24 protein-coding genes are annotated in these 22,375 nt (G+C 66.6%); 12 read left to right on the top strand and 12 right to left on the bottom strand.

The window, feature by feature from the left end; translation table 11 throughout:
- Nucleotides 1-47: 47 nt before the first annotated feature.
- The 11 genes from H7A86_RS14605 to H7A86_RS14555 all read right to left on the bottom strand — a co-directional run bounded on the left by H7A86_RS14605 (nt 48) and on the right by H7A86_RS14555 (nt 7,004).
- On the bottom strand, nt 48-710 hold the full coding sequence (locus tag H7A86_RS14605; RefSeq protein ID WP_119131167.1) for a RebB family R body protein: 663 nt from the start codon (nt 708-710) through the stop codon (nt 48-50).
- The gene (locus H7A86_RS14600) at nt 707-886 is read right to left on the bottom strand and encodes a RebB family R body protein (RefSeq protein WP_043931546.1); all 180 of its coding nucleotides are present in this window, start codon (nt 884-886) and stop codon (nt 707-709) included. The genes H7A86_RS14605 and H7A86_RS14600 overlap by 4 nt, the downstream gene beginning before the upstream one ends.
- 89 nt (nt 887-975) lie before the next feature.
- Nucleotides 976-1,311 carry a hypothetical protein gene (locus H7A86_RS14595; protein ID WP_119131168.1) on the bottom strand — a complete coding sequence of 112 codons (336 nt, stop codon included), beginning with the start codon at nt 1,309-1,311 and terminating at the stop codon, nt 976-978.
- A 106-nt stretch (nt 1,312-1,417) separates the two neighbouring features.
- On the bottom strand, nt 1,418-1,696 hold the full coding sequence (locus H7A86_RS14590) for a RebB family R body protein (protein ID WP_011051978.1): 279 nt from the start codon (nt 1,694-1,696) through the stop codon (nt 1,418-1,420).
- A gap of 52 nt (nt 1,697-1,748) precedes the next feature.
- Nucleotides 1,749-2,015 carry a RebB family R body protein gene (locus H7A86_RS14585; RefSeq protein WP_011051977.1) on the bottom strand — a complete coding sequence of 89 codons (267 nt, stop codon included), beginning with the start codon at nt 2,013-2,015 and terminating at the stop codon, nt 1,749-1,751.
- 30 nt (nt 2,016-2,045) lie between these two features.
- The gene (locus H7A86_RS14580; protein WP_011051976.1) at nt 2,046-2,315 is read right to left on the bottom strand and encodes a RebB family R body protein; all 270 of its coding nucleotides are present in this window, start codon (nt 2,313-2,315) and stop codon (nt 2,046-2,048) included.
- A 22-nt stretch (nt 2,316-2,337) separates the two neighbouring features.
- Nucleotides 2,338-2,631 carry a RebB family R body protein gene (locus H7A86_RS14575; protein WP_011051975.1) on the bottom strand — a complete coding sequence of 98 codons (294 nt, stop codon included), beginning with the start codon at nt 2,629-2,631 and terminating at the stop codon, nt 2,338-2,340.
- Nucleotides 2,632-3,426: 795 nt separating this feature from the next.
- A complete protein-coding gene (gene hemE, locus H7A86_RS14570; protein ID WP_104569691.1) occupies nt 3,427-4,491 on the bottom strand; it encodes a uroporphyrinogen decarboxylase in 1,065 nt (354 codons plus the stop codon).
- A gap of 14 nt (nt 4,492-4,505) precedes the next feature.
- The gene (locus H7A86_RS14565; protein WP_104533988.1) at nt 4,506-4,757 is read right to left on the bottom strand and encodes a WGR domain-containing protein; all 252 of its coding nucleotides are present in this window, start codon (nt 4,755-4,757) and stop codon (nt 4,506-4,508) included.
- Nucleotides 4,758-5,352: 595 nt separating this feature from the next.
- Complete coding sequence (gene aroB / locus H7A86_RS14560) at nt 5,353-6,465, bottom strand: 3-dehydroquinate synthase (protein WP_119131169.1); 1,113 nt, start codon at nt 6,463-6,465, stop codon at nt 5,353-5,355.
- Nucleotides 6,462-7,004 carry a shikimate kinase gene (locus H7A86_RS14555; protein ID WP_119131170.1) on the bottom strand — a complete coding sequence of 181 codons (543 nt, stop codon included), beginning with the start codon at nt 7,002-7,004 and terminating at the stop codon, nt 6,462-6,464. The genes aroB and H7A86_RS14555 overlap by 4 nt, the downstream gene beginning before the upstream one ends.
- 343 nt (nt 7,005-7,347) lie before the next feature.
- On the opposite strand from H7A86_RS14555, the gene pdxH reads away from it, so the two are divergent.
- The 9 genes from pdxH to H7A86_RS14510 all read left to right on the top strand — a co-directional run bounded on the left by pdxH (nt 7,348) and on the right by H7A86_RS14510 (nt 13,734).
- Nucleotides 7,348-7,947 carry a pyridoxamine 5'-phosphate oxidase gene (pdxH, locus tag H7A86_RS14550; RefSeq protein WP_104583021.1) on the top strand — a complete coding sequence of 200 codons (600 nt, stop codon included), beginning with the start codon at nt 7,348-7,350 and terminating at the stop codon, nt 7,945-7,947.
- The gene (aac(6'), locus tag H7A86_RS14545) at nt 7,944-8,414 is read left to right on the top strand and encodes an aminoglycoside 6'-N-acetyltransferase (RefSeq protein WP_119131171.1); all 471 of its coding nucleotides are present in this window, start codon (nt 7,944-7,946) and stop codon (nt 8,412-8,414) included. The genes pdxH and aac(6') overlap by 4 nt, the downstream gene beginning before the upstream one ends.
- Before the next feature lie 140 nt (nt 8,415-8,554).
- Nucleotides 8,555-8,971, top strand: a complete 417-nt coding sequence (locus tag H7A86_RS14540) for a YjfI family protein (RefSeq protein ID WP_005995044.1) — start codon at nt 8,555-8,557, stop codon at nt 8,969-8,971.
- Between the two features lie 12 nt (nt 8,972-8,983).
- On the top strand, nt 8,984-9,754 hold the full coding sequence (locus tag H7A86_RS14535) for a PspA/IM30 family protein (RefSeq protein WP_104583023.1): 771 nt from the start codon (nt 8,984-8,986) through the stop codon (nt 9,752-9,754).
- 25 nt (nt 9,755-9,779) lie between these two features.
- Nucleotides 9,780-10,862: a potassium channel family protein gene (locus H7A86_RS14530; RefSeq protein WP_119131172.1), complete on the top strand. Its 1,083-nt coding sequence runs from the start codon at nt 9,780-9,782 to the stop codon at nt 10,860-10,862.
- On the top strand, nt 10,859-11,536 hold the full coding sequence (locus H7A86_RS14525; RefSeq protein ID WP_164739157.1) for a YjfK family protein: 678 nt from the start codon (nt 10,859-10,861) through the stop codon (nt 11,534-11,536). Before H7A86_RS14530 ends, H7A86_RS14525 begins: the two co-directional genes overlap by 4 nt.
- 37 nt (nt 11,537-11,573) lie before the next feature.
- The gene (locus H7A86_RS14520; RefSeq protein WP_047126964.1) at nt 11,574-11,978 is read left to right on the top strand and encodes a DUF350 domain-containing protein; all 405 of its coding nucleotides are present in this window, start codon (nt 11,574-11,576) and stop codon (nt 11,976-11,978) included.
- A 12-nt stretch (nt 11,979-11,990) separates the two neighbouring features.
- Nucleotides 11,991-12,566, top strand: a complete 576-nt coding sequence (locus H7A86_RS14515; protein ID WP_104583026.1) for a DUF1190 domain-containing protein — start codon at nt 11,991-11,993, stop codon at nt 12,564-12,566.
- Between the two features lies 1 nt (nt 12,567).
- The gene (locus H7A86_RS14510; RefSeq protein WP_119131173.1) at nt 12,568-13,734 is read left to right on the top strand and encodes a glutathionylspermidine synthase family protein; all 1,167 of its coding nucleotides are present in this window, start codon (nt 12,568-12,570) and stop codon (nt 13,732-13,734) included.
- 561 nt (nt 13,735-14,295) lie between these two features.
- Here the strand turns inward: H7A86_RS14510 and H7A86_RS14505 are convergent.
- On the bottom strand, nt 14,296-15,666 hold the full coding sequence (locus tag H7A86_RS14505) for an MFS transporter (RefSeq protein ID WP_119131175.1): 1,371 nt from the start codon (nt 15,664-15,666) through the stop codon (nt 14,296-14,298).
- Nucleotides 15,667-15,765: 99 nt separating this feature from the next.
- Between H7A86_RS14505 and soxR the strand changes: the two genes are divergently transcribed.
- From soxR to H7A86_RS14490, 3 genes are all read left to right on the top strand, one after another.
- On the top strand, nt 15,766-16,212 hold the full coding sequence (gene soxR / locus H7A86_RS14500; RefSeq protein ID WP_119131503.1) for a redox-sensitive transcriptional activator SoxR: 447 nt from the start codon (nt 15,766-15,768) through the stop codon (nt 16,210-16,212).
- Between the two features lie 212 nt (nt 16,213-16,424).
- Nucleotides 16,425-18,416 (top strand): M1 family metallopeptidase, encoded by a 1,992-nt coding sequence (locus H7A86_RS14495; protein WP_167766399.1) that lies wholly within the window; start codon nt 16,425-16,427, stop codon nt 18,414-18,416.
- 790 nt (nt 18,417-19,206) lie between these two features.
- Nucleotides 19,207-22,365, top strand: a complete 3,159-nt coding sequence (locus H7A86_RS14490) for a TonB-dependent receptor (protein WP_164739155.1) — start codon at nt 19,207-19,209, stop codon at nt 22,363-22,365.
- Nucleotides 22,366-22,375: the final 10 nt, after the last annotated feature.

Here is a 22,375-nt window from a genome sequence, read left to right as displayed (position 1 = left end):
AATGAGGCCTGGTGGTAGGGGGGGCTGACCTCATCTCTGCGGACGCCCTATGACTGAGCAGGCGGCGCAGGTGCAGGTGCAGAGCTAGATGCAGATGCAGGTGCAACAGGAGCAGCAGGTGCAGATGCAGCAGCGACAGGGGGTGAGCCTGTAGCTGCAGCTGCGGGTGAAGTTGTGGCTGCAGCAGCAGGAGCATCAGAAGTGGCAGCATGATCGAGGCCGGCACCGGAAGCGGGGGGAGTGGCGGGCAGGGGCGGCGGTACGCTCAGCGCATGCACTTCCATGAGGTCGGCGGTTGCGGTCGCGGCATCTGCCGAGGCGCCTTGTGCTTGCGTCTTCAGCACGTCGACGGCCACCTTGGCTTCTGCCGCGGCGGCGGCGATGAGCGCTGCAGGCGGGGGCGGTACGGGGGGAGGACCTGGCAATGGCGCGACCGTCGGTGGTGGTCCGGGTGGTGCAGGCGGTGGTGGCGGCGGAACCGGGAACGGTGCCGAGATCATCTTGGCGCAGGCGGCGGTGATCGCTGCTGCATTGATCATGCCGGCGCCTTGCTGCCGATTGACGGCGTTGTGCATTGCCATGCCCAGCGTCTCCAGCATCACGGCATCGAGCATGCCGAGCGCCTGTGCGGGTGCCTGACCGGTGGTCAGCGTCACGATGCTGCTCACCGCATCGACGATCTGGCTGTTCACGCTACTGTCGTCGATCATGACGAAGTCGCTCCCTTCTGGATGATTAAGGCAAGGATTTGAGTGAGAGCTGCATCGGCGAGCACCTGTCCGCGCTGCTGGTTGGCGACCGCGTTTTCCATTGCGAGCGCGATGGAATCCGACAGCGCCAGATAGGTCGCCCCCATCGCGAAGGCCGGCGCCTGGCCGATCGCCATCGCTGCACCTGTAGCGGCGGTACCGATCAGGCTGGCGACGCTTGCGACCTGCGCGCTTGGCTCCATGACGGGGCACTGGCATCAGTGTCCTAGGCCAACGACGGCCTGCGCTGTTCAACGCCAGCCGACGCGGAGAACAGCACGGTGTTCTGTGGTTCGTGTCTGCACGCGTACTGCAAGGCCACGCCATCGGGCACGCGTTCCAGGAATGCAAAATTGCCCTGCGGCACGTCGATCATGTTGCCCAGCTTCTGGCGATAGACCAACGGCTGCGCTCCGGGAATCACAGGCAGGATGCCGTCGAACTCGACGTTGATCACTGCCTTTTGATGCGGCGCGAATGTCGCCACGATGGTGCGGCCCCGGATCAGTCTGACGGCGACATCCAGGGTGTTGGACGTAGGGATATGACGTAGTTGCAGCATGAGGCGTCCTTTCTCGATTCGGCCAGCGAACTGCGTGGTGGTTGCAAAGGCTTCGCGTATCGAACCAGGCGCCGCCCGTGCGGCAGCAGCGACGCCTGGTGGCCGCTTAAGTCAACCCGGCGCTGAGGATTTCCCGGGTGGCGACACCATCGGACGCGGTATCGATCGAATACAGCGTGGACACGCCCTGAGTCGTCGACGCCTGCATCGTCACGTAGGACTGCTGCTGATTGTTGGTGGCGTTGTGGGCGGCGTTGGACAGCGCCTGGCTGGTGGCAACGAACAGGTTGCCCATTGCAATCGCCGGCGCATCGCCGAGGACCTTGGTGTTGACCTGGGAAACGGAATCGGTGATCTGGCTGTTGACGGCGGTCGGAAAGGCCATGGTGATAGCTCCTTGAGGTAGGAAAAGAACGAAGACGCTGCGGCGTTAGCGGTTAGCCGAACATCTTCTTGGTGGCGGCACCCGTGGCGCCGGTATCGAGCGAATACAGCAGCGAAACGCCCATGGTGGTTGCTGCCTGTGCGGTGACATACATCTGTTGTTGCGCGAGTGTTGCGTTGTGTGCCGCGTTCGCCAGCGCCTGCGCGGTGGCCTGGTACAGATTGCCCATGGCTGCGGCAGGGGAGCTTCCCAGTACCTGCAGGTTGGCCTGGGTGACCGAGTCGGTGATCTGGTCGTTGACGGCGGTGGGAAATGCCATTGGCGAATGTCCTTGGCGTTAGCCGGGCCGTCAGACGCCCAGGATCTGCTTGGTGACCACGCCGGTACTGGCGGTGTCGATCGAGTACAGGGTGGCCACGCCCATGGTGGTGGCCGATTGCGCAGTGACGTAGCTCTGCTGCTGCGCGTTGGTCGCGTTGTGGGCGGCATTGGCCAGCGCCTGCGCGGTGGCCTGATACAGGTTGCCCATGGCGATGGCGGGAGCGTCGCCCAGCACCTTGGTATTGACCTGGGTAACGGAATCGGTGATCTGGTTATTGACGGCGGTCGGAAATGCCATTTTCTTCTCCTAAAGATGTGAGTTAGCGCGACACGAGTCCGGGCACGCCGGTGCTTAGAATCTGCTTGGTGGCTACGCCGGTGGTGGCGGTGTCGATGGAGTAGAGCGTGGCCACGCCCATGGTGGTGGCCGACTGTGCGGTGACGTAGCTCTGCTGCTGTGCGTTGGTCGCGTTGTGGGCGGCATTGGCCAGCGCCTGCGCGGTGGCCTGGTACAGATTGCCCATGGCGATGGCCGGGGCGTCGCCCAGTACCTTGGTGTTGGCTTGGGTGACGGAGTCGGTGATCTGGTCGTTGACGGCGGTTGGAAATGCCATGCTTTTCTCCCTATTTCTCGAATGAGTGAAGCGCTTGAAAAAACGTGACGATGTCGAGGTTCGGCAGGCGGCCTGCCTGTCCGGAGATGTGTTGCAGTGGCACCGCATCACCGTGGAGAAACAGTAAATCTCCTTGGTCCGGGAAAATTGGTTTAAACGACGGCAATGCCGGGCTTATCGACGTGAAGCCCGATCCGCTTTAGAGCGGTATGCGATGTAAAGACGCGTTTTGGAACGGCGTGCGGGGAATGTCGTGGTGAATCGCAAAGGCAGTTACAGAAGGACCATGCAGAACAGGCGAGCACAGGCTGCTCCTGACGCAAAGGCAGCAAAGCTCGCGTCCGCTTGGCGATTCTCTGCGGCAAGTTAATGGGCAGCCGGTACGCTGTCGGTGCCTTGCGAAACCGGAGCCCACGCGCGTGGATGATTGATCGCGTTGCGGTTGAGCTCGGCGCGCATCACGTCGCAGTGACGTCGGCAGGGCGCTCACTGCCGCACATCACTGGAGTGGCGAGATCACGTGCAACGGAACGAGGCGGGAGGGCCGTGTTTGGAGTGGATGCAGGCTTGATGTGGGTGACGGCATGGAGGCTGGCCTTGCTATCGCTGAAGACTGCCTTCGTCACCGTGCCGCGTGCCTGGGGCGGCCTGGCAGCATCCCATAAGTATCGGCGGTGCTGCCGATCTATTGCCGATGCAGCCACCGCCCGTCATCACGCTCAGCGCGCGCTGCTCGGGTGCGCGCTGAGCGGCGGTCGACAGCACACCGGTGCGCTGTCGACCCGTGTCTTGGCTTTAGCGCTTGCTCAGCGTCTGCACCGCGTCCACCAGCACGCCCACGTGCTCCGGATTCATATCCGGCGACATGCCGTGGCCGAGGTTGAAGACATGGCCTTCGCGCGAGCCGCCGTTGCCCTGGGCGTAGCTGTCCAGGGTCTTGCCGACTTCGGCGCGGATCGCCTCGGGCGAGCCGTACAGGGTGGCCGGGTCCAGGTTGCCCTGCAGCGCGACGCGGCCGCCGGCGCGCTGGGCGGCGTCGGCCAGCGCGATGGTCCAGTCCACGCCTACCGCTTCGGCGCCGCTGGCCGCCAGCTCGCTGACGTAGGCACCGTTGCCCTTGCCGAACAACACCAGCGGGGTGCGCTCGGCACCGTCGCCGCGTTCCAGCTCGCGCGCGATGCGGGTGAGGTAGGGCAGCGAAAACTCGCGGTACATCGCCGGCGACAGCACCCCGCCCCAGGTGTCGAATACCTGCAGTGCCTGCGCGCCGGCCGCGCGTTGCGCCGACAGGTAGGCGATCACCGCATCGGTGACGGTGCCAAGCAGGTGATGCAGCACCTCCGGCGCATTGAACGCCATGGCCTTGATGCGCGCGTATTCCTTGCTGCCGCCGCCTTCGATCATGTAGCAGGCCAGCGTCCACGGGCTGCCGGAGAAGCCGATCAGCGGCACCGCACCATCGAGCTCACGGCGGATCAGGCGCACCGCATCCATCACGTAACGCAGCTCGGTTTCCATGTCCGGTACGCCCAGCCGATGGATCGCGGCCGCATCGCGCACCGGGTGGCGGAACTTGGGGCCTTCGCCTTCGACGAAGTACAGCTCCAGGCCCATCGCATCGGGAATGGTCAGGATGTCGGAGAACAGGATCGCCGCGTCCAGCGGGAAGCGTTGCAGCGGTTGCAGCGTCACTTCGCAGGCGATCTCGGGGTTCTTGGCCATGCCCAGGAAACTGCCGGCGCGCGCGCGGGTGGCGCGGTATTCCGGCAGGTAGCGGCCGGCCTGGCGCATCAACCAAACGGGGGTGCGGTCCACGGGCTGGCGGTTGAGGGCGCGCAGCAGGCGATCGTTCTTGAGCATGGGGAGAGATGTCCTCAAAGCGGCGCGTCGGCGCCGCCGGTGATGAGTTGGAAGCCGCGTTTGAGGTGGGTGTCGCGCGCCTTGTCGAAGGCCCGGTCCGCTTCGTCCTGCAGCAGGTATTGGTCGCGTCGCAACTGCGAGCGTCCACCGATCTCGCCGCTCTCGCGCAGCAGCTCCCAGCCGCCGAACAGATCCGGTTGCAGGGTCAGCTGGACGTAGCGAAGCGGCGCGTTGCCGCCAGGATCGTGTTGCAAGTGGATGCGCATGGCGCCGATTGTAGCCGGGCGGTGCTGAAGGCTGGGAGGCAGTGGGCGCGCCGGGTTGCTCCGGGTGCGAAGGTCCAGTGGGCAGCGGTGGCAATCGGCGCGGTGGATGTCCGCCGGCCGGCGCGTCGAGTGGCGGCTCTCCGCCGCGCTGGTGAAAGGCGGGCGGCGCGGTGGCGGATGGGCGCTCTGCTTGGTCCGTGCAGGCGATCGGCAGGCAGGCACTGCGTAGGAGCGCACCTGGGCGCGATGGGGATTTATCGGGAAGTCCCCATCGCGCCCGGGGGCGCTCCTACGAAGAGCTAAGGGTCGTGCGACCGACGGCAGCTGGGTGCGGCTGTCCAGCATTGCGTGTCTGGCCGGCCTCACCCGCCGGCAAGGGCCGCGCGTGCCACCAGGCTCCTGCGTGGGCGACGTTCCGCCTCATCTGCGCAGGCGATCGGCAGGCAGGCATTGCGTAGGAGCGCCCCTGGGCGCGATGGGGATTTATCGGGAAGGCCCCATCGCGCCCGGGGGCGCTCCTACGAAGAGCTGAAGGTGGGGGCGGTCGACGGCAGCGGGGCGCGGCCATCCAGCGTTCCGTGCGTGCCGGCCGGCCTCAGCCCGCGAGGATGTCCAGCACTGCTGCCTCGTCGACGTCGGGCACCACCTCGGCCTTGCCGATGCCGCGCCACAACACCAGCCGCAGGCGGCCGGCGATGTTCTTCTTGTCCAGCCGCATGCGCCCCAGCAGGGCCTGTGGCGACAGGCCGGCCGGAATGTCGGTGGGCAGGTCGAAGTCGCGCAGCAGGGCGCGCAGCGCCTCGGTGTCCTGTGCATCGCTCATGCCCAGCGCAGCCGACAGCCGCGCGGCCAGCACCATGCCCACCGCGACTGCTTCGCCATGGTTGAGGTTGTCGTTGCCGGGCGCGCCGTAACCTTGTTCGGTCTCGATCGCATGGCCGAAGGTGTGGCCCAGGTTGAGTAGCGCACGCTCGCCCTTTTCCAGCGGATCGCGCGCCACGATGTCGGCCTTGTGCTCGCAACTGCGTGCGATCGCCTGTGCGAGGGCGTCGGCATCGCCCTCCAGCAGCGCCCGGCGTTCGGCATGCAGCCACTGGAAGAACAGCGGGTCGCGGATGGCGCCGTACTTGATCACCTCGGCCAGCCCGGCGCGCAGCTCGCGCGCGGGCAGGGTGTGCAAGGTGTCGGTATCGGCGATCACCGCGCGCGGCGGATGGAACGCGCCAACCAGGTTCTTGCCCTGCGGGATGTCCACCGCGGTCTTGCCGCCAACCGAGGAATCCACCATTGCCAGCAGGCTGGTGGGCAGTTGCACGCAGTCCACCCCGCGCATCCAGCAGGCCGCCGCGAACCCGGCCAGGTCGCCGACCACGCCGCCGCCCAGCGCGAACACGCAGGCGTCGCGGGTGGCGCCCAGTTCGGCCAACGCCGCAATCGCGGCACCGAAATTGTCCAGTGTCTTGGAGGCTTCGCCGGCAGCGATCACCAGCTCGCCCAGCTGCAGGTCCGGGCGCGCCTGCAACAGGGCCTTGCGCACCCCGGCGGCGTAATGCGGGGCCACCTGCGAGTCGCTGAGCAGCAGCACGTGGCGGCCGCGCACATGGCTGGCCAGGCGTGCGCCGTCGGCCAGCAGGCCGGGCGCGATGGTGATGGTGTACGGCTGCGCGCCGTCGACATCGACGCTGCGCGAAGAACGGGGGAGTGTCATGCGGGGGTACTCGACATGCGCCATTGCGCGGCCAGGCGCAGCACCAGCTGCGCGGTGGCCTCGGCGGGGGAGAAGTGATCGGTTTCCAGGCTGAGGTCGGCGACCTCCTGGTACAGCGGGGTGCGCTGCGCGGCCATCGCGTGCAGCACCTGCTCGCGGTCGGCGCGTTGCAACAGCGGCCGGTTGCGGTCGCGTGCCAGCCGGGTGAGCTGTGCCGGCACGCTGACGTGCAGGTACACCACGAACCCACGCGCGCGGATGCGCTGGCGGTTGAGCGGGTCCAGTACCGCGCCACCGCCGGTGGAAATGAGCTTGTTGTCCTGCTTCAGCAGCGTCTGCAGGGTCTGGACCTCGTGCTGCCGGAATCGCGCTTCGCCGTGCTGTTCGAAAATGGCCGGGATGCTGCTGCCGACCTGCTCTACGATGGCCTGATCCACATCGACGAACTCCAGCCCGAAGCGCTCGGCTAGGCGGCGGCCGATGCAGCTTTTTCCGGCGCCCATCGGGCCGACCATCACGAGATTGGGAGCGGGGTTCATGCGCAGGGATCGTAGCATTCAGGCCCGTGCATCGGGCCGGTCGGCATGGACTGAAACCATTTCCGCGGGCGCGCGTCGGCTGCGCGCCGCAGCTTCGACACCCCGCTGGGGGGAGATCGACCGCAGCCATGGCTGGCGATGGATCGGCGGCGCGCTCCGCGTGGCGAGCGCCTGGCGGCCAGGCGTCAGTGGCGCGAAGACGCCGGGAAACACGCCCCCGACGTGCCTTGCCGGGGTCGGCCGCAGCCCTGGCGGCGGGCACGCCGCTGTCGGCTGCCGCACATAGGCGAAGCAGGCGCGATGCGCCCACAATAGGCGCCAATCTTGCTGCCCTTGCACCGTCATGACCGATCTGTATGCAGAAGCCCTTGCCACCTTTACCGCGCTGTACGCCGAGGCGCACGCCGGCGCCGAGCTCGAAGCCAGCGCAATGACCGTGGCCACCGCCAGCGTCGACGGCCGGCCGAGCGCACGCACCGTCTTGCTCAAGGCCTTTGATGCGCGCGGGTTCGTGTTCTACACCCATCTGGACAGCGCCAAGGGCCGCGACCTGCAGACCCATCCGCAGGCCGCGCTGCTGTTCCTGTGGCGCAGCCTGCGCGAGGCCGGCATCCAGGTGCGCATCGAAGGCGGCGTGCAGCTGGTCGGTGCAGAGGAGGCCGATGCCTACTTCGCCTCGCGCCCGCGCATGAGCCAGATCGGTGCCTGGGCCTCGCTGCAGTCGCAGACGCTGGGCTCGCGCGAGGAGTTCGACGCGGCCATCGCCAAGGTGGAAGCCACCTTCGAAGGCCGCGAGGTGCCGCGCCCGGATGGCTGGGGCGGGTTCCGGGTGGTGCCGCAGGCGTTCGAGTTCTGGTACGGCGCCAGGTTCCGCCTGCACGAGCGCTGGCGGTACGAGGCCGATGCGGCCAGCCACTGGAGCAAACGGATGCTGTATCCGTGAGCACGCCGGCCAGGTGGCGGGTGCGCGCGGCGGTCGGTGCCGATGTGCAGGCCTTGCTGGCCCTGCGCCTGGCCTTGTGGCCCGATGCCGAGGACAGCGTTGCCGACGATGGCGTCGCCGAACTGCAGGCCGCGCTGGCGCGTGCAGACGCCAGCCATCTGCTGGTGGTGGACGATGCAGATGCGGCGCTCGGGTTTGCCGAGGTGTCGGTGCGCCACGACTACGTCAATGGCACCGAAAGCACGCCGGTGGGTTTTCTGGAAGGCTGGTATGTGAGTCCGGCCTGGCGCGGTCGCGGGCTCGGTCGCGCGCTGGTGGCAGCGGCAGTGGAGTGGACGCGGGATCGGGGTTGCACGGAGCTGGCCTCCGATGCGCAGCTGGACGACGGCGGCGCCCAGGCGGCGCATGCGGCGTGCGGCTTCGAGCCAACTGAACGGGTGGTCTACTACCGCCTGCAGCTGGCCTGACCGGCTGACGTCCGGCCCTTTCTGCCGGTCGCGGACAGTCTGTAGTATGTCCGCCCATTGCACGCATGTTGCTGCATCACCGCAGCTCCATCACCGCAGTTGCTTCACCACCGCCGCATGACCAAAGGACAGGACATCGTATGACGCAGTACACCACTGTCGAATTGCACGGCCTGCTGGCCGAGCGCTACCGCGACCAGCCGATCGAGGTCGAGCTGATCGATGGGCTGGAACCGGCCATCAACCTCACCCTGGCCGACCACGGCGACATGCAGATCCAGGTCGCCGCCTCCGGCTCGCAGGTGTTCGTTTCCACATTGCTGGCCAACGCCGACCAGGTCAGCGACCGCGCGGCGTTCAACGACGCTTGCCTGCGGCTCAACCCGCTCAATCCCTTGTCCAACCTGGGCCTGGTGCAGGTCGACGGCAAGGATAGCTACGTGGTCTTCGGCGAACTGTCGGCGTCGTCCACGCTGGACCAGATCGACGAGGAAATCCAGACCCTGGCGGCCAATACGCTGGATGCCGCCGAATCTCTCAAGCCGTTCTTTTCCTAAAGGCGTGTTGTCATGAGTATCTTTTCAAAGCTGATCACGCTGCTGCGTGGCACTGCACACGAAACCGGCCAGAAGGCGGTCGACGCCAACGCGCTGCGCATCCTGGACCAGGAAATGCGCGATGCCGGCGCCCAGCTCACGCGTTCGCGCGAAGAGCTGACCAAGCTGATGGCCCAGAGCAAACTCGCCCAGCAGAAGATCGACGCGCGCGCCGGCAAGATGGCCGAATACACGCGCTATATCGAAGGTGCGCTGGCCAAGGGCGACGAATCGCTGGCCCACGATGTGGCGACCAAACTGGCCGCGCTGGAAAGCGAGGATGCCGGCGACAAGGCCTCCAAGACATCGCTGGACCAGTCGGTGGTGACGCTCAAGGCCACCATCCAGAAGACCGAGAACCAGCTGCGCGGCATGCGCCAGCAGATCGACACGGTCAAGGCCACCGACGCAGTGCAGAAGGCGCAGGCGGCGATTGCCGCGCGCCATTCCGGCGCCAGCAGCAAGATGGGCTCGGCGCTGGAATCGCTGGAGCGGATCAAGGCGCGTCAGGCCGAAACCTCCGCACGCATCGAATCGGCCGAAGAGCTGGAAGCATCCAGCGGCGATGGCGATCTGAACCGGCGCCTGGCTGCGGCCGGCCTGATGGAGGGCGAATCCAACGCCGCCGCAGTGCTGGCACGTTTCAAGAAGCCGGCCCAGCTCGGCCACGACAGCGCCGGCGGCAGCGCGCCGCTGATCGGCCAGGTGCGCGACGTGCAGCAGGTTCCGCGCAGCGACAGCTGACCGGCCGCACGGCACAGGACGCGCCATGATCATCGTCGGAAAGCTGTTGCGGGTGGTGCGGCGCCACGTGCGCCGCGTCAGCTGGGGCATGGTGGCGCTGGCATTGCTGGCGCACATGGGGCTGAGCTGGGTATTGCTGCTGCTGGCCGGCGAGCACACGCTCGTCGGCCTGGACGCGTTCCCGTATTACTACATGACCACGGCCACCACCATCGGCTATGGCGACCTGTCGCCGGGCTCGGTGGCCGGGCGCTACATTGCCGCATTCGTGTTGATGCCGGGCGCAGTGGCACTGTTTGCCACGGTGCTGGCCAAGACCAGCGGCGTGCTCATCACCTTCTGGAGGCGCCACCACATGGGCAAGATGGCTTACGCCGATCTGCGCGGGCACACCATCCTGATCGGCTGGCAGGGCGCCGCGTCCACGCGCTTGCTGGAGCTGCTGCTGTCCGACACCGCCACCGACGACGAAGGCGTGGTACTGATCGCCGAGGGCGTGGCCGAGAACCCGATGCCCGACCACATGCGCTTCATCGCCGCCGAGTCGTACACGCACACCGAGGTCTACCTGCGTGCGGGCATCGCGGGTGCGGCGCGGGTGATCGTCAACCCGCCCTCGGACGACCAGACCCTGGCGGCGGTGTTCGCGCTGATGGCGCATGCGCCGCGTGCGCACATCGTGGCGCACTTCGCTTCGGCCAGCGCGGCGCGGCTGGTCGGTTGCCACTATCCGGCGATCGAATGCACACGGCCGATGACTGCCGAGATCCTGGCGCGCGCTGCGCAGGACCCGGGCAGCGCGGCGATCACCGCCGAGCTGCTGTCGGTGGACGATGGTCCGACCCAGTTCAGCCTGGCGGTTCCTGCGGATGTCGATCCGCTGGAGTACCGCGTGCTGGCCGCCGATTTCAGCCAGCGTGGCGCCCTGCTGCTGGGCCTGCGCGCGCCCGATGGCGCGCTGCGCTTGAACCCGCCCGCACACACCGCCGTGCCGGCCGGTGCCATGCTGTATTACCTGGCCGAGCAGCGCGTGCCCGTGTCTGCCATCGCATGGCAGGCCCTGCGCACTGCGGCCGTGTCCCGTTCCCCATCGCCACAAGGTGCATGACGATGAGTTTTTTCAGCAAGTTGTTCGGTCAACCACAACCGCCGCCGTTGCCCAGCTCCGGCACTGGCGCCATCGGTCACGCGTTGCCGCTGGGGCTGCGCGTGGGCGGGCAGCTGGAGATCGATACCACGTTGTACCGCATGGCACCGGAGGCCATGACCGCCGAGTTGCCGGGCGGGCATCAAGGCATTCCGTGCTACGGCCACGTCAATCTGGGCGATGGCTATTCCCTGCATCGGTTCTACCTGGACGATGACGCGTTCCTGCAGGTCACCACCGTGGGCGGCGATCTGGAGGCGATGAAGGCCTTCGTGTATTGCGAGACGGTCAATCCGCCCAGCAAGCAGGCGTTTCAGGAGTTCGTGATGCAGCATCCGCATCTGGGTGCGGCGCAGATCGACTACGCCGGCAAGCGCTGGCAACGCGCCACGCAGTCCACCGACGATGCCGCGCGGATTCCGCCGATCGCCTACGACGAGGTGCTGTACCGCTATCAGCCGCCGCGCCGCGATGGCGATCTCACCCACTACGCCATGCTCTACAGCCGCGATGTGCCGGAGTTGCAGCGCGAGGAATTCCTGCTGGTCACCGGCGAGGATTCCGGCCCCAATGAATTCTGCGTCACCTATGCGGTCGGCATCGATGTCACCGTTGCCGATCTGGATATCACCTGAGCGTGCGCGCTCGTCCTCCACTTACCCTGGTCCTGTCATGAACCCGATCAACCTGCAGAGTTTTCTCGCGTTTCTTTCCTACTTCGGCACCGGCCTGGGCGTGTTGATCGTGGCGGTGGTGCTGGTGACCCTGGTCACCCCGCACAAGGACTTCACCCTGCTGCGGCAGGGCAACGTGGCGGCGGCCACCGCCCTGGCCGGCAACCTGATCGGTGTGGCATTGCCGCTGCATTCGGCCATCACCCACTCGGTGAGCCTGGTCGATGCGCTGATCTGGGGCGCGGTCGCCTGCGGCATCCAGATCGTGGCGTACCTGCTGGCCAACCTGGTGGCCGGGCGCATCTCGCGGCAGATCACCGACAACGTTACCGCCGCCGGCATCTTCTCGGCCGGCGTGTCGATCGCGGTCGGGCTGATCAATGCCGCGGCGATCACGCCGTAACGGAGCGCAGGCATGAAGCGATCACGCAACCTCAAGCTCACCCTGATGGCCGCATTGCCGGCCGCCCTCGTCACCGGCTGCGGTTCCGAACCGGAGACCGGGGTGGTACTGCAGTCGGCCTCCGACTGCTACCAGATCAAGCAGGAACAGACCGACATCCAGCAATGCCTCAAGGCCTATGACGAGGCGGTGGCCAAGCATCAGCAGGCCGCGCCGCGCTTCAGTACGCGCTACGAGTGCGACGAGCAGTTCGGCAGTTGCACCGCGGTGCAGACGGCGCAGGGCCAGCAGAGCTGGATCCCGCCGATGGGCGGGTTCCTGCTGGGTTACGCGTTGGGCAACATGACCGGTGGTGGCGGTTACCGCTATGGCGGCGCGATGCCGCTGTACCGCGATTACCGCAGCGGCGGGTACTACAAGCCCAATGGCGATCTGGCCAGCAACCGCGTCGGCACCGTGCGCGGGCGCAGCGGCGCCATCGACATGCCGTCGCGTGCAATCACCGTGTCGCGCTCGGGTTTCGGCTCCAGTGCGGCCGCGCGCAGTTCGTTCGGCAGCGGCGGGCGCAGCTCCGGGTACGGCGGCTGACATGCAACGGATCGCAATCGCCGAGCGCCCGGACTGGCGCGAACAGGCCGAATCGCTCGGTTTCCATTTCCACACCATCGACGGCGAGCGCTACTGGGACGAAAGCGCGTACTACGCGTTTACGCTGCGGCAGATCGAGGACGACATCGAGGCGCCCACGCAGGAACTGCACGACATGGCGATGCAGTTGGTGGACGAGGTGGTGGGCTCGGAACAGCTGATGACACAGCTGGCGATTCCGCCGTTCTACTGGGACTGGATCGCCACCTCGTGGAAGGACCGCGACCCGCATCTGTACGGCCGCATGGACCTGGCCTATGCCGGCAACGGCCCGGCCAAGTTGTACGAGCTCAATTACGACACGCCGACCTCGCTGTACGAATCGGCGTATTTCCAGTGGCTGTGGCTGGAACAGCAGATTGCCGCCGGTGCGTTGCCCAAGGGCACCGATCAGTACAACCTGATCCAGGACCTGCTGTGCGAAACCCTGGGCGCGTTGGCGGCCGATGGCGCGCTCGGCGCGCAGATGCATTTTTCCGCGGTGCGCGACTCGCTGGAAGACCGCGCCACGGTGCGCTACCTGCGCGACTGCGCACACCAGGTGGGCATCAGCACCGAGGAAGTGGCCATCGAGGACATCGGCCTGAGCGCCGATGGCTGGTTCACCGATGAGCAGGACCGGGTGATCCACACGCTGTTCAAGCTCTACCCGCTGGAATTCATGATGGAAGAACGCTTCGGGCCGGCATTGATTGCCAACCGTGTGCGCCTGATCGAGCCGGCATGGAAATCGGTGCTGAGCAACAAGGGCATCCTGCCGCTGTTGTGGGAGCGGCATCAGGGCCATCCCAATCTGCTGCCGGCGCGCTTTGCGCAAACCGGCCAGGCACCGACGGCAGGCTGGGTACGCAAGCCGCTGCTGTCGCGCGAGGGTGCCAATATTTCCCTGGTCAGCGCACAGGGAGAGGCGGCGCACACAGACGGCCCGTATGTGGACGGGCCGGCGATCCTGCAGGCGCACCATCCGTTGCCGGTATTCGATGGCCGGCACGCCCTGGTCGGCAGCTGGGTGGTGGCCGATCGTCCTGCCGGGCTGGGCATGCGCGACGACGATGGCCCGATCACCCGCGACACCTCGCGCTTCGTACCGCACGTGATCGTGGACTGACGCAGCAAAGGGTGTGCGTCGCCACTGCGAGGTGGCGGTGCCGTGTGGCGCGATCGCCTTGCCTCCGGTGATGAGTAGGGTTCGTCTCGGGGGATAGCTGTGTCGGACGCCCGTGTCGCGCTGCACGGCGCAACTGCCGCTTCGCACCGCCTGACACACGCCGCGATGGCACGCAAGCCCCGCGCGGCCTGCCGGGCAGCACAGGTTTTCCACACCCCCTGTGGATGGAAGTTGCACAAGGCTGTGGACAAGTGGGCGCAGGCCCCGGCCTGCAATGCTGTCAAGATGTGTGGTGAAAAAATGACCAGCCGTTCGCGGGCCGGGTGTTTCGCTCGCTATCGCAGCGATCCCGGCAGGATCGGCAAAGTCGCGTGCGCCCCGATCGCTGCGATGCGCTGGCCTGCAGTGCGCCCTGCCAACGCGCGGTGCTGAGCATGCGAATCGTGCAGGGCGCACGTGCGGTGCAGGCAAGGCGCGCGATACGCAGCGACCGACCGCGATGCGCCTGCGCTTGCGACCAGTGCTCGCCTGCGGCGACAGCTTGCGCACACCGCGCAGCCATCACACCCGCCGCGCCACGAAAAAGCCCGCCACGGCGAGCAGCCACGCCAGGGCGAACACGCTCAGGTACGCGGCCGAGGTCGCGGAGGCCAGCAGCGCGGCAAACAGCGCGCCGGCCAGAGCCAGCATGCCGGCCACCGCGATCGCCTCGCTCAACTGCAGCGCCGAACTGTTGGCGCCTTGCTGCGCCGGCGGCGACAGCGACAACGTCAACACCGACAGGCTCGGATACAGCAGGCCCATGCCCAGGCCGGTCAGCGCCCAGCCGGCAATCGCCACCGGCACCGGGATGACCGGCCACACCGCACCTGCGCTGATCACGATGCCCAGCGACATGAAGCACGCACCGGTCTTGAGCAGGCGTGGGCGCGACCAGCCGGCGCGGCTATGGCCCTGGTACCAGGAGCCACTGAACCAGCCCAGCGCACCGACGCTCAGCGCCACGCCGGCCAGCAGCGGCGACAGGCCACGTTCGCGTGACAGCAGCAACGGCAGGAACGCCTCGAACCCGAAGAAGGCCGCCGCTGCGATACCGCGCAGCGCGATCACGCTGGGCAGGCCACGCGCAAGCCGCAGCGTGCCGGTCGGCAACAGACGCCAGGCGCAGCACACGCTGAGCAGCAGTGCCGGCAGCATCGCCAGCAACGCGACCGGGCCGTGCAGCTGCCCGCCCAGATACACGCCGAGCACACCCAGGGCCGCACCGATCGCCCAGCGCAACTCAGAATGCGATGCGCCGGTGGTGTCGCTCGACCAGCTGCGCCCGCGGATCGCCGGCCACAGCATCAACCCGGCCGGGATCGCCAGCAGCGGCACCGACAGGAACACCCAGCGCCAGCCCACGTGCTGCACGATCAACCCGCTGATGCCCGGCCCGATCAACGAGGGCACCACCCAGCCGGCCGAAAACGCGGCAAACACGCGCGGCCGCAAGGCGTCCGGATACAGGCGCCCGACGATCACGTACAGCGCCACCGAATACGCGCCGGCGCCCAGGCCCTGCAGCAGGCGCCCGGCAATCAGCACGGGCATGCTCGGTGCCAGCCCCGCCACCAGCAGGCCGATCACGAAGCACAGCAGGCCGTAAGCCAGCGCGCCACCCGGGCCGCGACGGTCGCTCCAGCGCCCGGCAGCCGTCATGCCGACCACACTGGTCGCCAAGGTGCCGCCAAATGCCAGCGCGTACAGTGGCAGGCCGTTCAATGCGCGCGCAACGGTGGGCATGGCGGCGGCCACCGCCAGCGATTCGAAGGCGTTGAGCGACACCAGCGCCACCATGCCCAGCGTCGCCGCGCGATACGGAGCGGCCAGGATGGAGGTGGGGCGGGTGTCGCCAGGCGAGGCGGCGGATAGGGCGGTATCGGTAGTCATCGAACATCCAGGACGGCAGTGTGTAGAACCATGAGCACGGTGCTTGCACCGCTCGTGGCCGCGCAGCATCCTGCCTCAACCAAGGTTGAGGTCAAGGCAATGCAGCGTGAATTGTCGGTGGGTGAGGTGGCCAAGCGTAGTGGCGTGGCGGTGTCGGCATTGCATTTTTACGAGCGCAAAGGCCTGATCCAAAGCCTGCGCACGGCAGGAAACCAGCGCCGCTATGCGCGCGATGTGCTGCGACGCATCGCCGTGATCCGCGTCGCGCAACGGCTCGGCGTGCCGTTGCAGCAGGTGCTGGACGCGTTCTCGGTGCTGCCGGACCAGCGCACGCCCACCCGTGCGGAATGGGCACGCATGTCGGCGCGTTGGCGTGGGCAGCTGGATGCGCGTATCGCCGAGCTGCAGGCCTTGCGCGACCAGCTCACCGACTGCATCGGCTGCGGCTGTCTGTCGCTGCGCCGCTGCCGGTTGAGCAATCCGGGCGACACGCTGGCCGAAGGTGGGGATGGTGCCTTGCGATTGTCGCGGCTTGCTGCCGACTGAGGAGGAGCGCGCCGGCTGTGCTGCCTGACGGCAGCGCGGGCGCGATCGGTATCTGCAGGCCGTGCGCGGGCCGCAGCCGCTGCGCCGCTTGCATGCCCCGGGCGCGCCTGTCGCCGTCCCGGGTTCACAGCCGCAACCGGGACCAATGGCAGTGCCGTGAGGGGCGAAGGCGACCGTAGGATGGGTATTCCCTCCGCCGCAGGACCTTACGCATGTTCCCCACCTTGCGCCGATCACTCGCCGTTGCGCTGTCGCTGGCGTGCATCACCGCCAACGCGCAGGCCGCGCCTGCAACCAACGCCACCGCGCCGGCGAGCACGTTCGATCCGCTGGCCCTGTTCGCACCGCTGCAACTGCCCGACGCACCCAACGCCTACCGCAGCGGCAGCGGCGTGCCCGGGCCGTTGTTCTGGCAAAACCGCGCCGACTACAGCCTCAACGCCAGCATCGACCCGGCAACGCACACGCTCACGGGCGAGGCGGCGATCCACTACACCAACCGCAGCCCGGACACGCTGGACGTGCTGTGGCTGCAGCTGGACCAGAACATCTACCGCGCCGATGCGCGTGCTGCCGCCAGCCGGCCGTCGCGCCGGACCCAGTTCACCGACGGCATGCAGATCGCCAGTGTCGAGATCGACGACGGCGGGCGTCGCCAGCCTGCGCACTTCGTCGTCGACGACACCCGCATGCGGGTGGACCTGCCGCAGCCGTTGGCGGGGCAGGGCAAGGCGCTGACCGTGCATATCCGCTACCGCTACACGATCCCGGGCACCTGGGGCGGGCGTACCGCGGTCAGTGCCAGCAAGCAGGGCGAGATCTACGAGATTGCGCAGTGGTATCCGCGCATGTCCGTGTACGACGATCTGCGCGGCTGGGACACGCAGCCGTACCTGGGCTCGGAGTTCTATCTGGAGTACGGCGACTTCGACTATGCGGTGACCGTGCCCGAGGGCTTCCTGGTGGCCGGCTCCGGCGCACTGACCAATCCGGCCGAGGTACTCAGCCGCACCGAACAACAACGCCTGCAACAGGCGCGTGGCAGCGATCGCACGGTGCTGATCCGCACGCCCGAGGAAGTGGGCGCGCGCGCTGCCAGGCCGGCGGGGAGCAGCACGCGCACCTGGCGCTTCCATATGGACAACACCCGCGATGTGGCGTTTGCCGCCTCGCCTGCGTTTGTATGGGATGCCGCACGCATCAAGTTGCCGGGCGGCAAGCAGTCGCTGGCGATGTCGGTGTACCCGCTGGAAGGCGTGGGCGCGGACAAGTGGAACCGCTCCACCGAATACGTCAAAGGCGCGATCGAACATTTCTCGCAGTGGTATCCGTATCCGTGGCCGGCCGCGATCAACCTGGGCGGCTACGGCGCGGGCATGGAGTATCCCGGCATCGTCTTCGACGGTTTCGAAGATGGCGGCAAGGAGCTGTTCTGGATCACCGCGCACGAGATCGGCCACACCTGGTTCCCGATGATCGTCGGCTCCAATGAGCGCCGGCATGCATTCATGGACGAAGGCTTCAATACCTTCATCGATGTCTATGCGTCCGATGCCTTCAACAAGGGCGAGTACGCACCCAAGCGCGACTCGGAATATGCGCCCAAGGGCGGCAACCCGGTCGATGAAATCCTGCCGTTGCTGGCCGATACCCGCGCGCCGACGTTGATGGACAATGCCGATTCCACCAGCGAGACCTACCGCCATCCACTGACCTATTTCAAGGGCGCATTGGGGCTGGTGCTGTTGCGCGAGCAGATCCTCGGGCCGGAACGCTTCGATCCGGCATTTCGCAAATACATCGCAACCTGGGCCTACAAGCACCCCACGCCATCGGATTTCTTCCGGCTGATGGAAAGCGAGAGTGGCGAGAATCTGGCCTGGTGGTGGCGCGGTTGGTATCTCAACAACTGGCAGCTGGATATGGGCATCAGCGAGGCCCATTACATCGATCACGATCCTGCCAAGGGCCTGCAACTCACGCTGCGCAGCAGCCAGAAGCTGGTGATGCCGGTCACCGTGCGGGTGGATCTGGCCGACGGCAGCCATCTGGACCGTCGCGTGCCGGTGGAAACCTGGCTGCAGACCACCGCACCCAAGCTGACGCTGCCGACCACGCAGAAAGTGCTGCATGTGACGCTGGATCCGGACCATGTATTGCCCGATGCCCAGCGTGGCGACAACCAGGTAAACACGATCGGCTAGCGGCTGCCGATGCATGCATCGGCGCTGCAATGGCGCAGCTGTTGCAGGCTTGCGGCACACCGTCTCACCGCCACCAACGGCGCAATCGATTGCAGCGATTGCGCCGTTTTTCGTGGCGGCGTGCGGCCCGATGTCATGCGCAGACGCGCCGCGATGCGCGCGCATCGGCGCCAGCTGCCAGGTGCACGCGTCGCCGAGCGCATCGCCACTGAAGGCTGCCGCGTTGTGATCACCGCGACGCTTTGCGCAACGGTTCCATGCCGTGTCCGCGCTGCGCGGCAATGAGATGCGGCAACGCCATTGCGGCGCAATTTTTGCGGTCGCCCGCTGGTAACGCTTACAGCCACGCTGCGTCTGCATCCGGGCTGCGGACTCAAGCGCGCGCGGTGTTTCGTGCCTGCGTGTGGCCTTGTGTGTTTGCTGCAACGCACGGTGACAAGCCCCGGCACGCGTGACTAGGCTGCGCCGCGTGTTAGCGCTATCAGTCCTGCATCGCGTGCTGGCACGGGGTTGCGCGCAGGGGCGCTCGATGGCACGCGGGGCGCAGGCGTTCCGATTGGGAAGGCAGTCGCAGGTGCTGTACAGCTTGAGGCGCAGGCCGCGTTCGTCAGGAACGTGGCACACGCACGGCTGGCATCAAGGGGGATCTGCCGGCGTTCGAGGCGGCGGATCCGATGAAGTGCTGCAGGCAGACAGGTCGTGTGCCGTCCAAGGTGCGTGGCCAGGCAAGCGCCGCGTCGCATTCCGCGACCACGGCCGTGGGTGTTGGACCAGACCCGAGGATAGATCGATGCGTCGTACGTTGAGCAATGTGAAGTCGAAGGCCATGTTCACCTTTGTCGGTGGCATCCTGGTGATCAATCCGGCCTTCGCGCAGGAGGCTCCTGCGCAGCAGGTGTCGCCGCCGCAGTCCAGCGCACAAACCGCCACCACGCTCGATGCGGTCAATGTGACCGGCATCCGCAGCAGCCTGGACCAGTCGATGGGCATCAAGCGCGACGCTGCCGGCGTGGTGGATGCAATCAGCGCCGAAGACATCGGCAAATTTCCCGACACCAATCTGGCCGAGTCGCTGCAGCGCATCACCGGCATCTCGATCGAGCGCCGCGACGGCGAAGGCGCGCAGGTCACCGCACGCGGCTTTGGCCCGCAGTTCAATACGGTCACCCTCAACGGCCGCCTGATTCCCGGTGCCGATGCATTCGGCGCGCCTGGCCAGACCCCGATCGGGGGTGTGGATGTGGGCACGCGTGCGTTCAATTTCGCCCAGCTCGCCTCCGAGGCCATCACCGGGATCGAGGTCTACAAGACCAGCCGCGCCACCGCACCCAGCGGGGGGATCGGCGCCACCATCAACATCCAGACCGACAAGCCGTTCAACCATTCCGGCGTGGTGGCCAATGCCGGCGCCAAGATGGTGTCGGATCGTTCGCAGCCGTTCGGCGATTCGCTCACCCCCGAAGTCTCCGGCATCTTCAGCTACACCAATCCCGACAAGACCTTCGGTATCGGCTTGAGCGGCAGTTACCAGAAGCGCCACGGCGGCTCGGTGCAGGCCACCGAAAACACCTGGAACATCCAGCGCTGGACCGGCACCGATCCGGCCTTGCGTCCGGATGCGGTGGTGACCAACGCCCCGGCGATCGGCCAGTTGTACGGCATGCCCAACGACCTGCGCTATGCCTTCGCCGACTTCCAGCGCGAGCGCACCAACGGCCAGGCGGTGATGCAGTTCGCCCCCAGCGACAGCCTGACCCTGACCCTGGACTACACCTATTCGTCCAACGAGATCCGCGAAGAACGCGGCGAGCAGGGCATCTGGCTGCAGCGCGCCAACAGCTTCACCGATCTGACCTTCGACACCGGCCAGGCGGTGGCCACGCCGGTGTACCTGCGCGATGTGCCCAACGGTGCCAAGGACTTCGGCATGGAGCAGCAGCGCAACGAGCAGAAGTACACGCTCGGCTCGCTCGGCTTCAATGCCGATTGGCAGGTGAACGACCGCTTCCAGCTGTCCTTCGATGCGCACAACTCCAAGACCAAGAGCCTGCCCAACGACCCGGTCACCGGCGGCAGCGCCACGTATTTCAGTTTCGCCGGCACCAACAACTGCAGCAACGGCCCGTCCTGCGGCGGCCAGTGGGGGCAGGAGCTGCGTTTCAATGGCGGGCTGCCGATCGGCGCGCGCACCTGGTATCCCACCGCGGCCGATTCGCTGGCCGGCACCAACGGCGTGCTCAACCCGGACTTCACCCCCGCCGAACTAGGCTCGCAGGTCCTGCGCATCTTCTATCAATCGCAGGTCACCGAGATCAAGGAAGGCCGCATGGACGGCACCTTCGACTTCGAGGACGGGCGCTTCCAGTTCGGCGTGAGTACCGCCAATACCACCATGAACCGGCTTACCAGCGACACCAACTCCACGCTGGGCGACTGGGGCGTGGCCAACGCCGGCAACGAGCCCGGCATGCAGGCACTGCTGCGCCCGGTGAGCATCACCGGCATGTTCAAGGACTTCAACGCCAACGGCGCCGCGCCCAATGCATGGCGCGGCGATGCCGATCAGCTGGCGCTGTGGGGTGGCAGCCAGTACGGCGCCACGACCCGCTACAACCCGCAGTACAGCGCCGATAACCAGGTGGAAGAGAAGACCCGCGCCGCCTACGTGCAGCTGGAACTGAAGGGCGACATCTCCGGCATGACCACCAATACCCGGCTGGGCCTGCGCTACGAGCGTACCGATGTGGAATCCACCTCGCAGGTGGCCACGCCCACGGCGTTGCTGTGGCAGGCCAACAACGACTTCCAGCTGTTGCGTTCCACCGAGCAGCAGCCCTTCAGCGAAAAGACCAGCTACAACTACATCCTGCCCAATCTGGACTTCAGCATCGACATCTCCGATCAGCTGAAGGGGCGCGCCTCGTTCGGCCAGACCATCGCACGGGCGCCCTACAACAACCTGATCGCCGGCCCGACGCCGAATACGCCCAATGGCTCGATCCTGATCAATCCCTCCAACCGGGCCGGCGGCAGCGCGCAGAATCCGCAGCTGGATCCGCTGGAATCGGACAACCTCGACCTGGCGCTGGAGTGGTACTTCGCCGATGCCAGCTACGTGTCGGCCACGTTCTGGAACAAGCGCGTCAGCAACTTCATCGGCAATACGGTCTCGCGCGAATCCCTGTACGGGCTGAGCGATCCCACCTCCGGCCCGGATGCACAGTCAGCGCTGGCGTTCCTGCAGAGCGGGGCCTGCGCAGCGCAAGTGGGGGCGTCGGGCAACGACGTCGCCGCCGCGTGCTCGGCCAACGACACCTCGCTGTTTGCGGCGATGGCCTTGCTGCGCAACGCCGCGGCCACCGGCGGGCTGGCCGCCTATAACGGCAGCTCCGCGCAGAGCCTGGCACTGGAGAACGCCTACGACATCGTCGGCAATGCCTCCGACCCGTTGTATCAGTTCGATGTGTCGCGCCCGGTCAACCAGAACAAGGCCAATATCCACGGCTGGGAACTGGGCGGGCAGTACTTCTTCGACACCACCGGCTTCGGCATCTATGCCAACTACACCATCGTCGAAGGCGATGTGGGCTTCGACAATACCGTGATCGATCGCGACCAGTTCGCGCTGCTCGGCCTGAGCGACACCGCCAATGTGATGCTGATGTACGAAAAATACGGCTGGAGCGCGCGTCTGGCCTGGAACTGGCGCGACGAATACCTGATCGCCGCCAACCAGGACAATGCCAACCGCAATCCGTACTACGTCGAGGCCTACCAGCAGTGGGATCTCAGCGTCAGCTACAGCTTCAGCAAGCAGCTTTCCGTGGGCTTTGAGGCGATCAACCTGACCGGCGAAGACGTGCGTTGGCATGGGCGCTCGGACAAGCAGATCATCCGCCTGATCGACCAGCAGCCGCGCTACACGCTGGGTGTGCGTTACGCGTTCTGACAGGCCGGCT

This window comes from Xanthomonas euroxanthea (assembly GCF_903989455.1).
Lineage (GTDB): Bacteria > Pseudomonadota > Gammaproteobacteria > Xanthomonadales > Xanthomonadaceae > Xanthomonas > Xanthomonas euroxanthea.
Note: the sequence above shows the minus strand (reverse complement) of the source record. Positions and strands in the feature narration are given on the sequence as shown.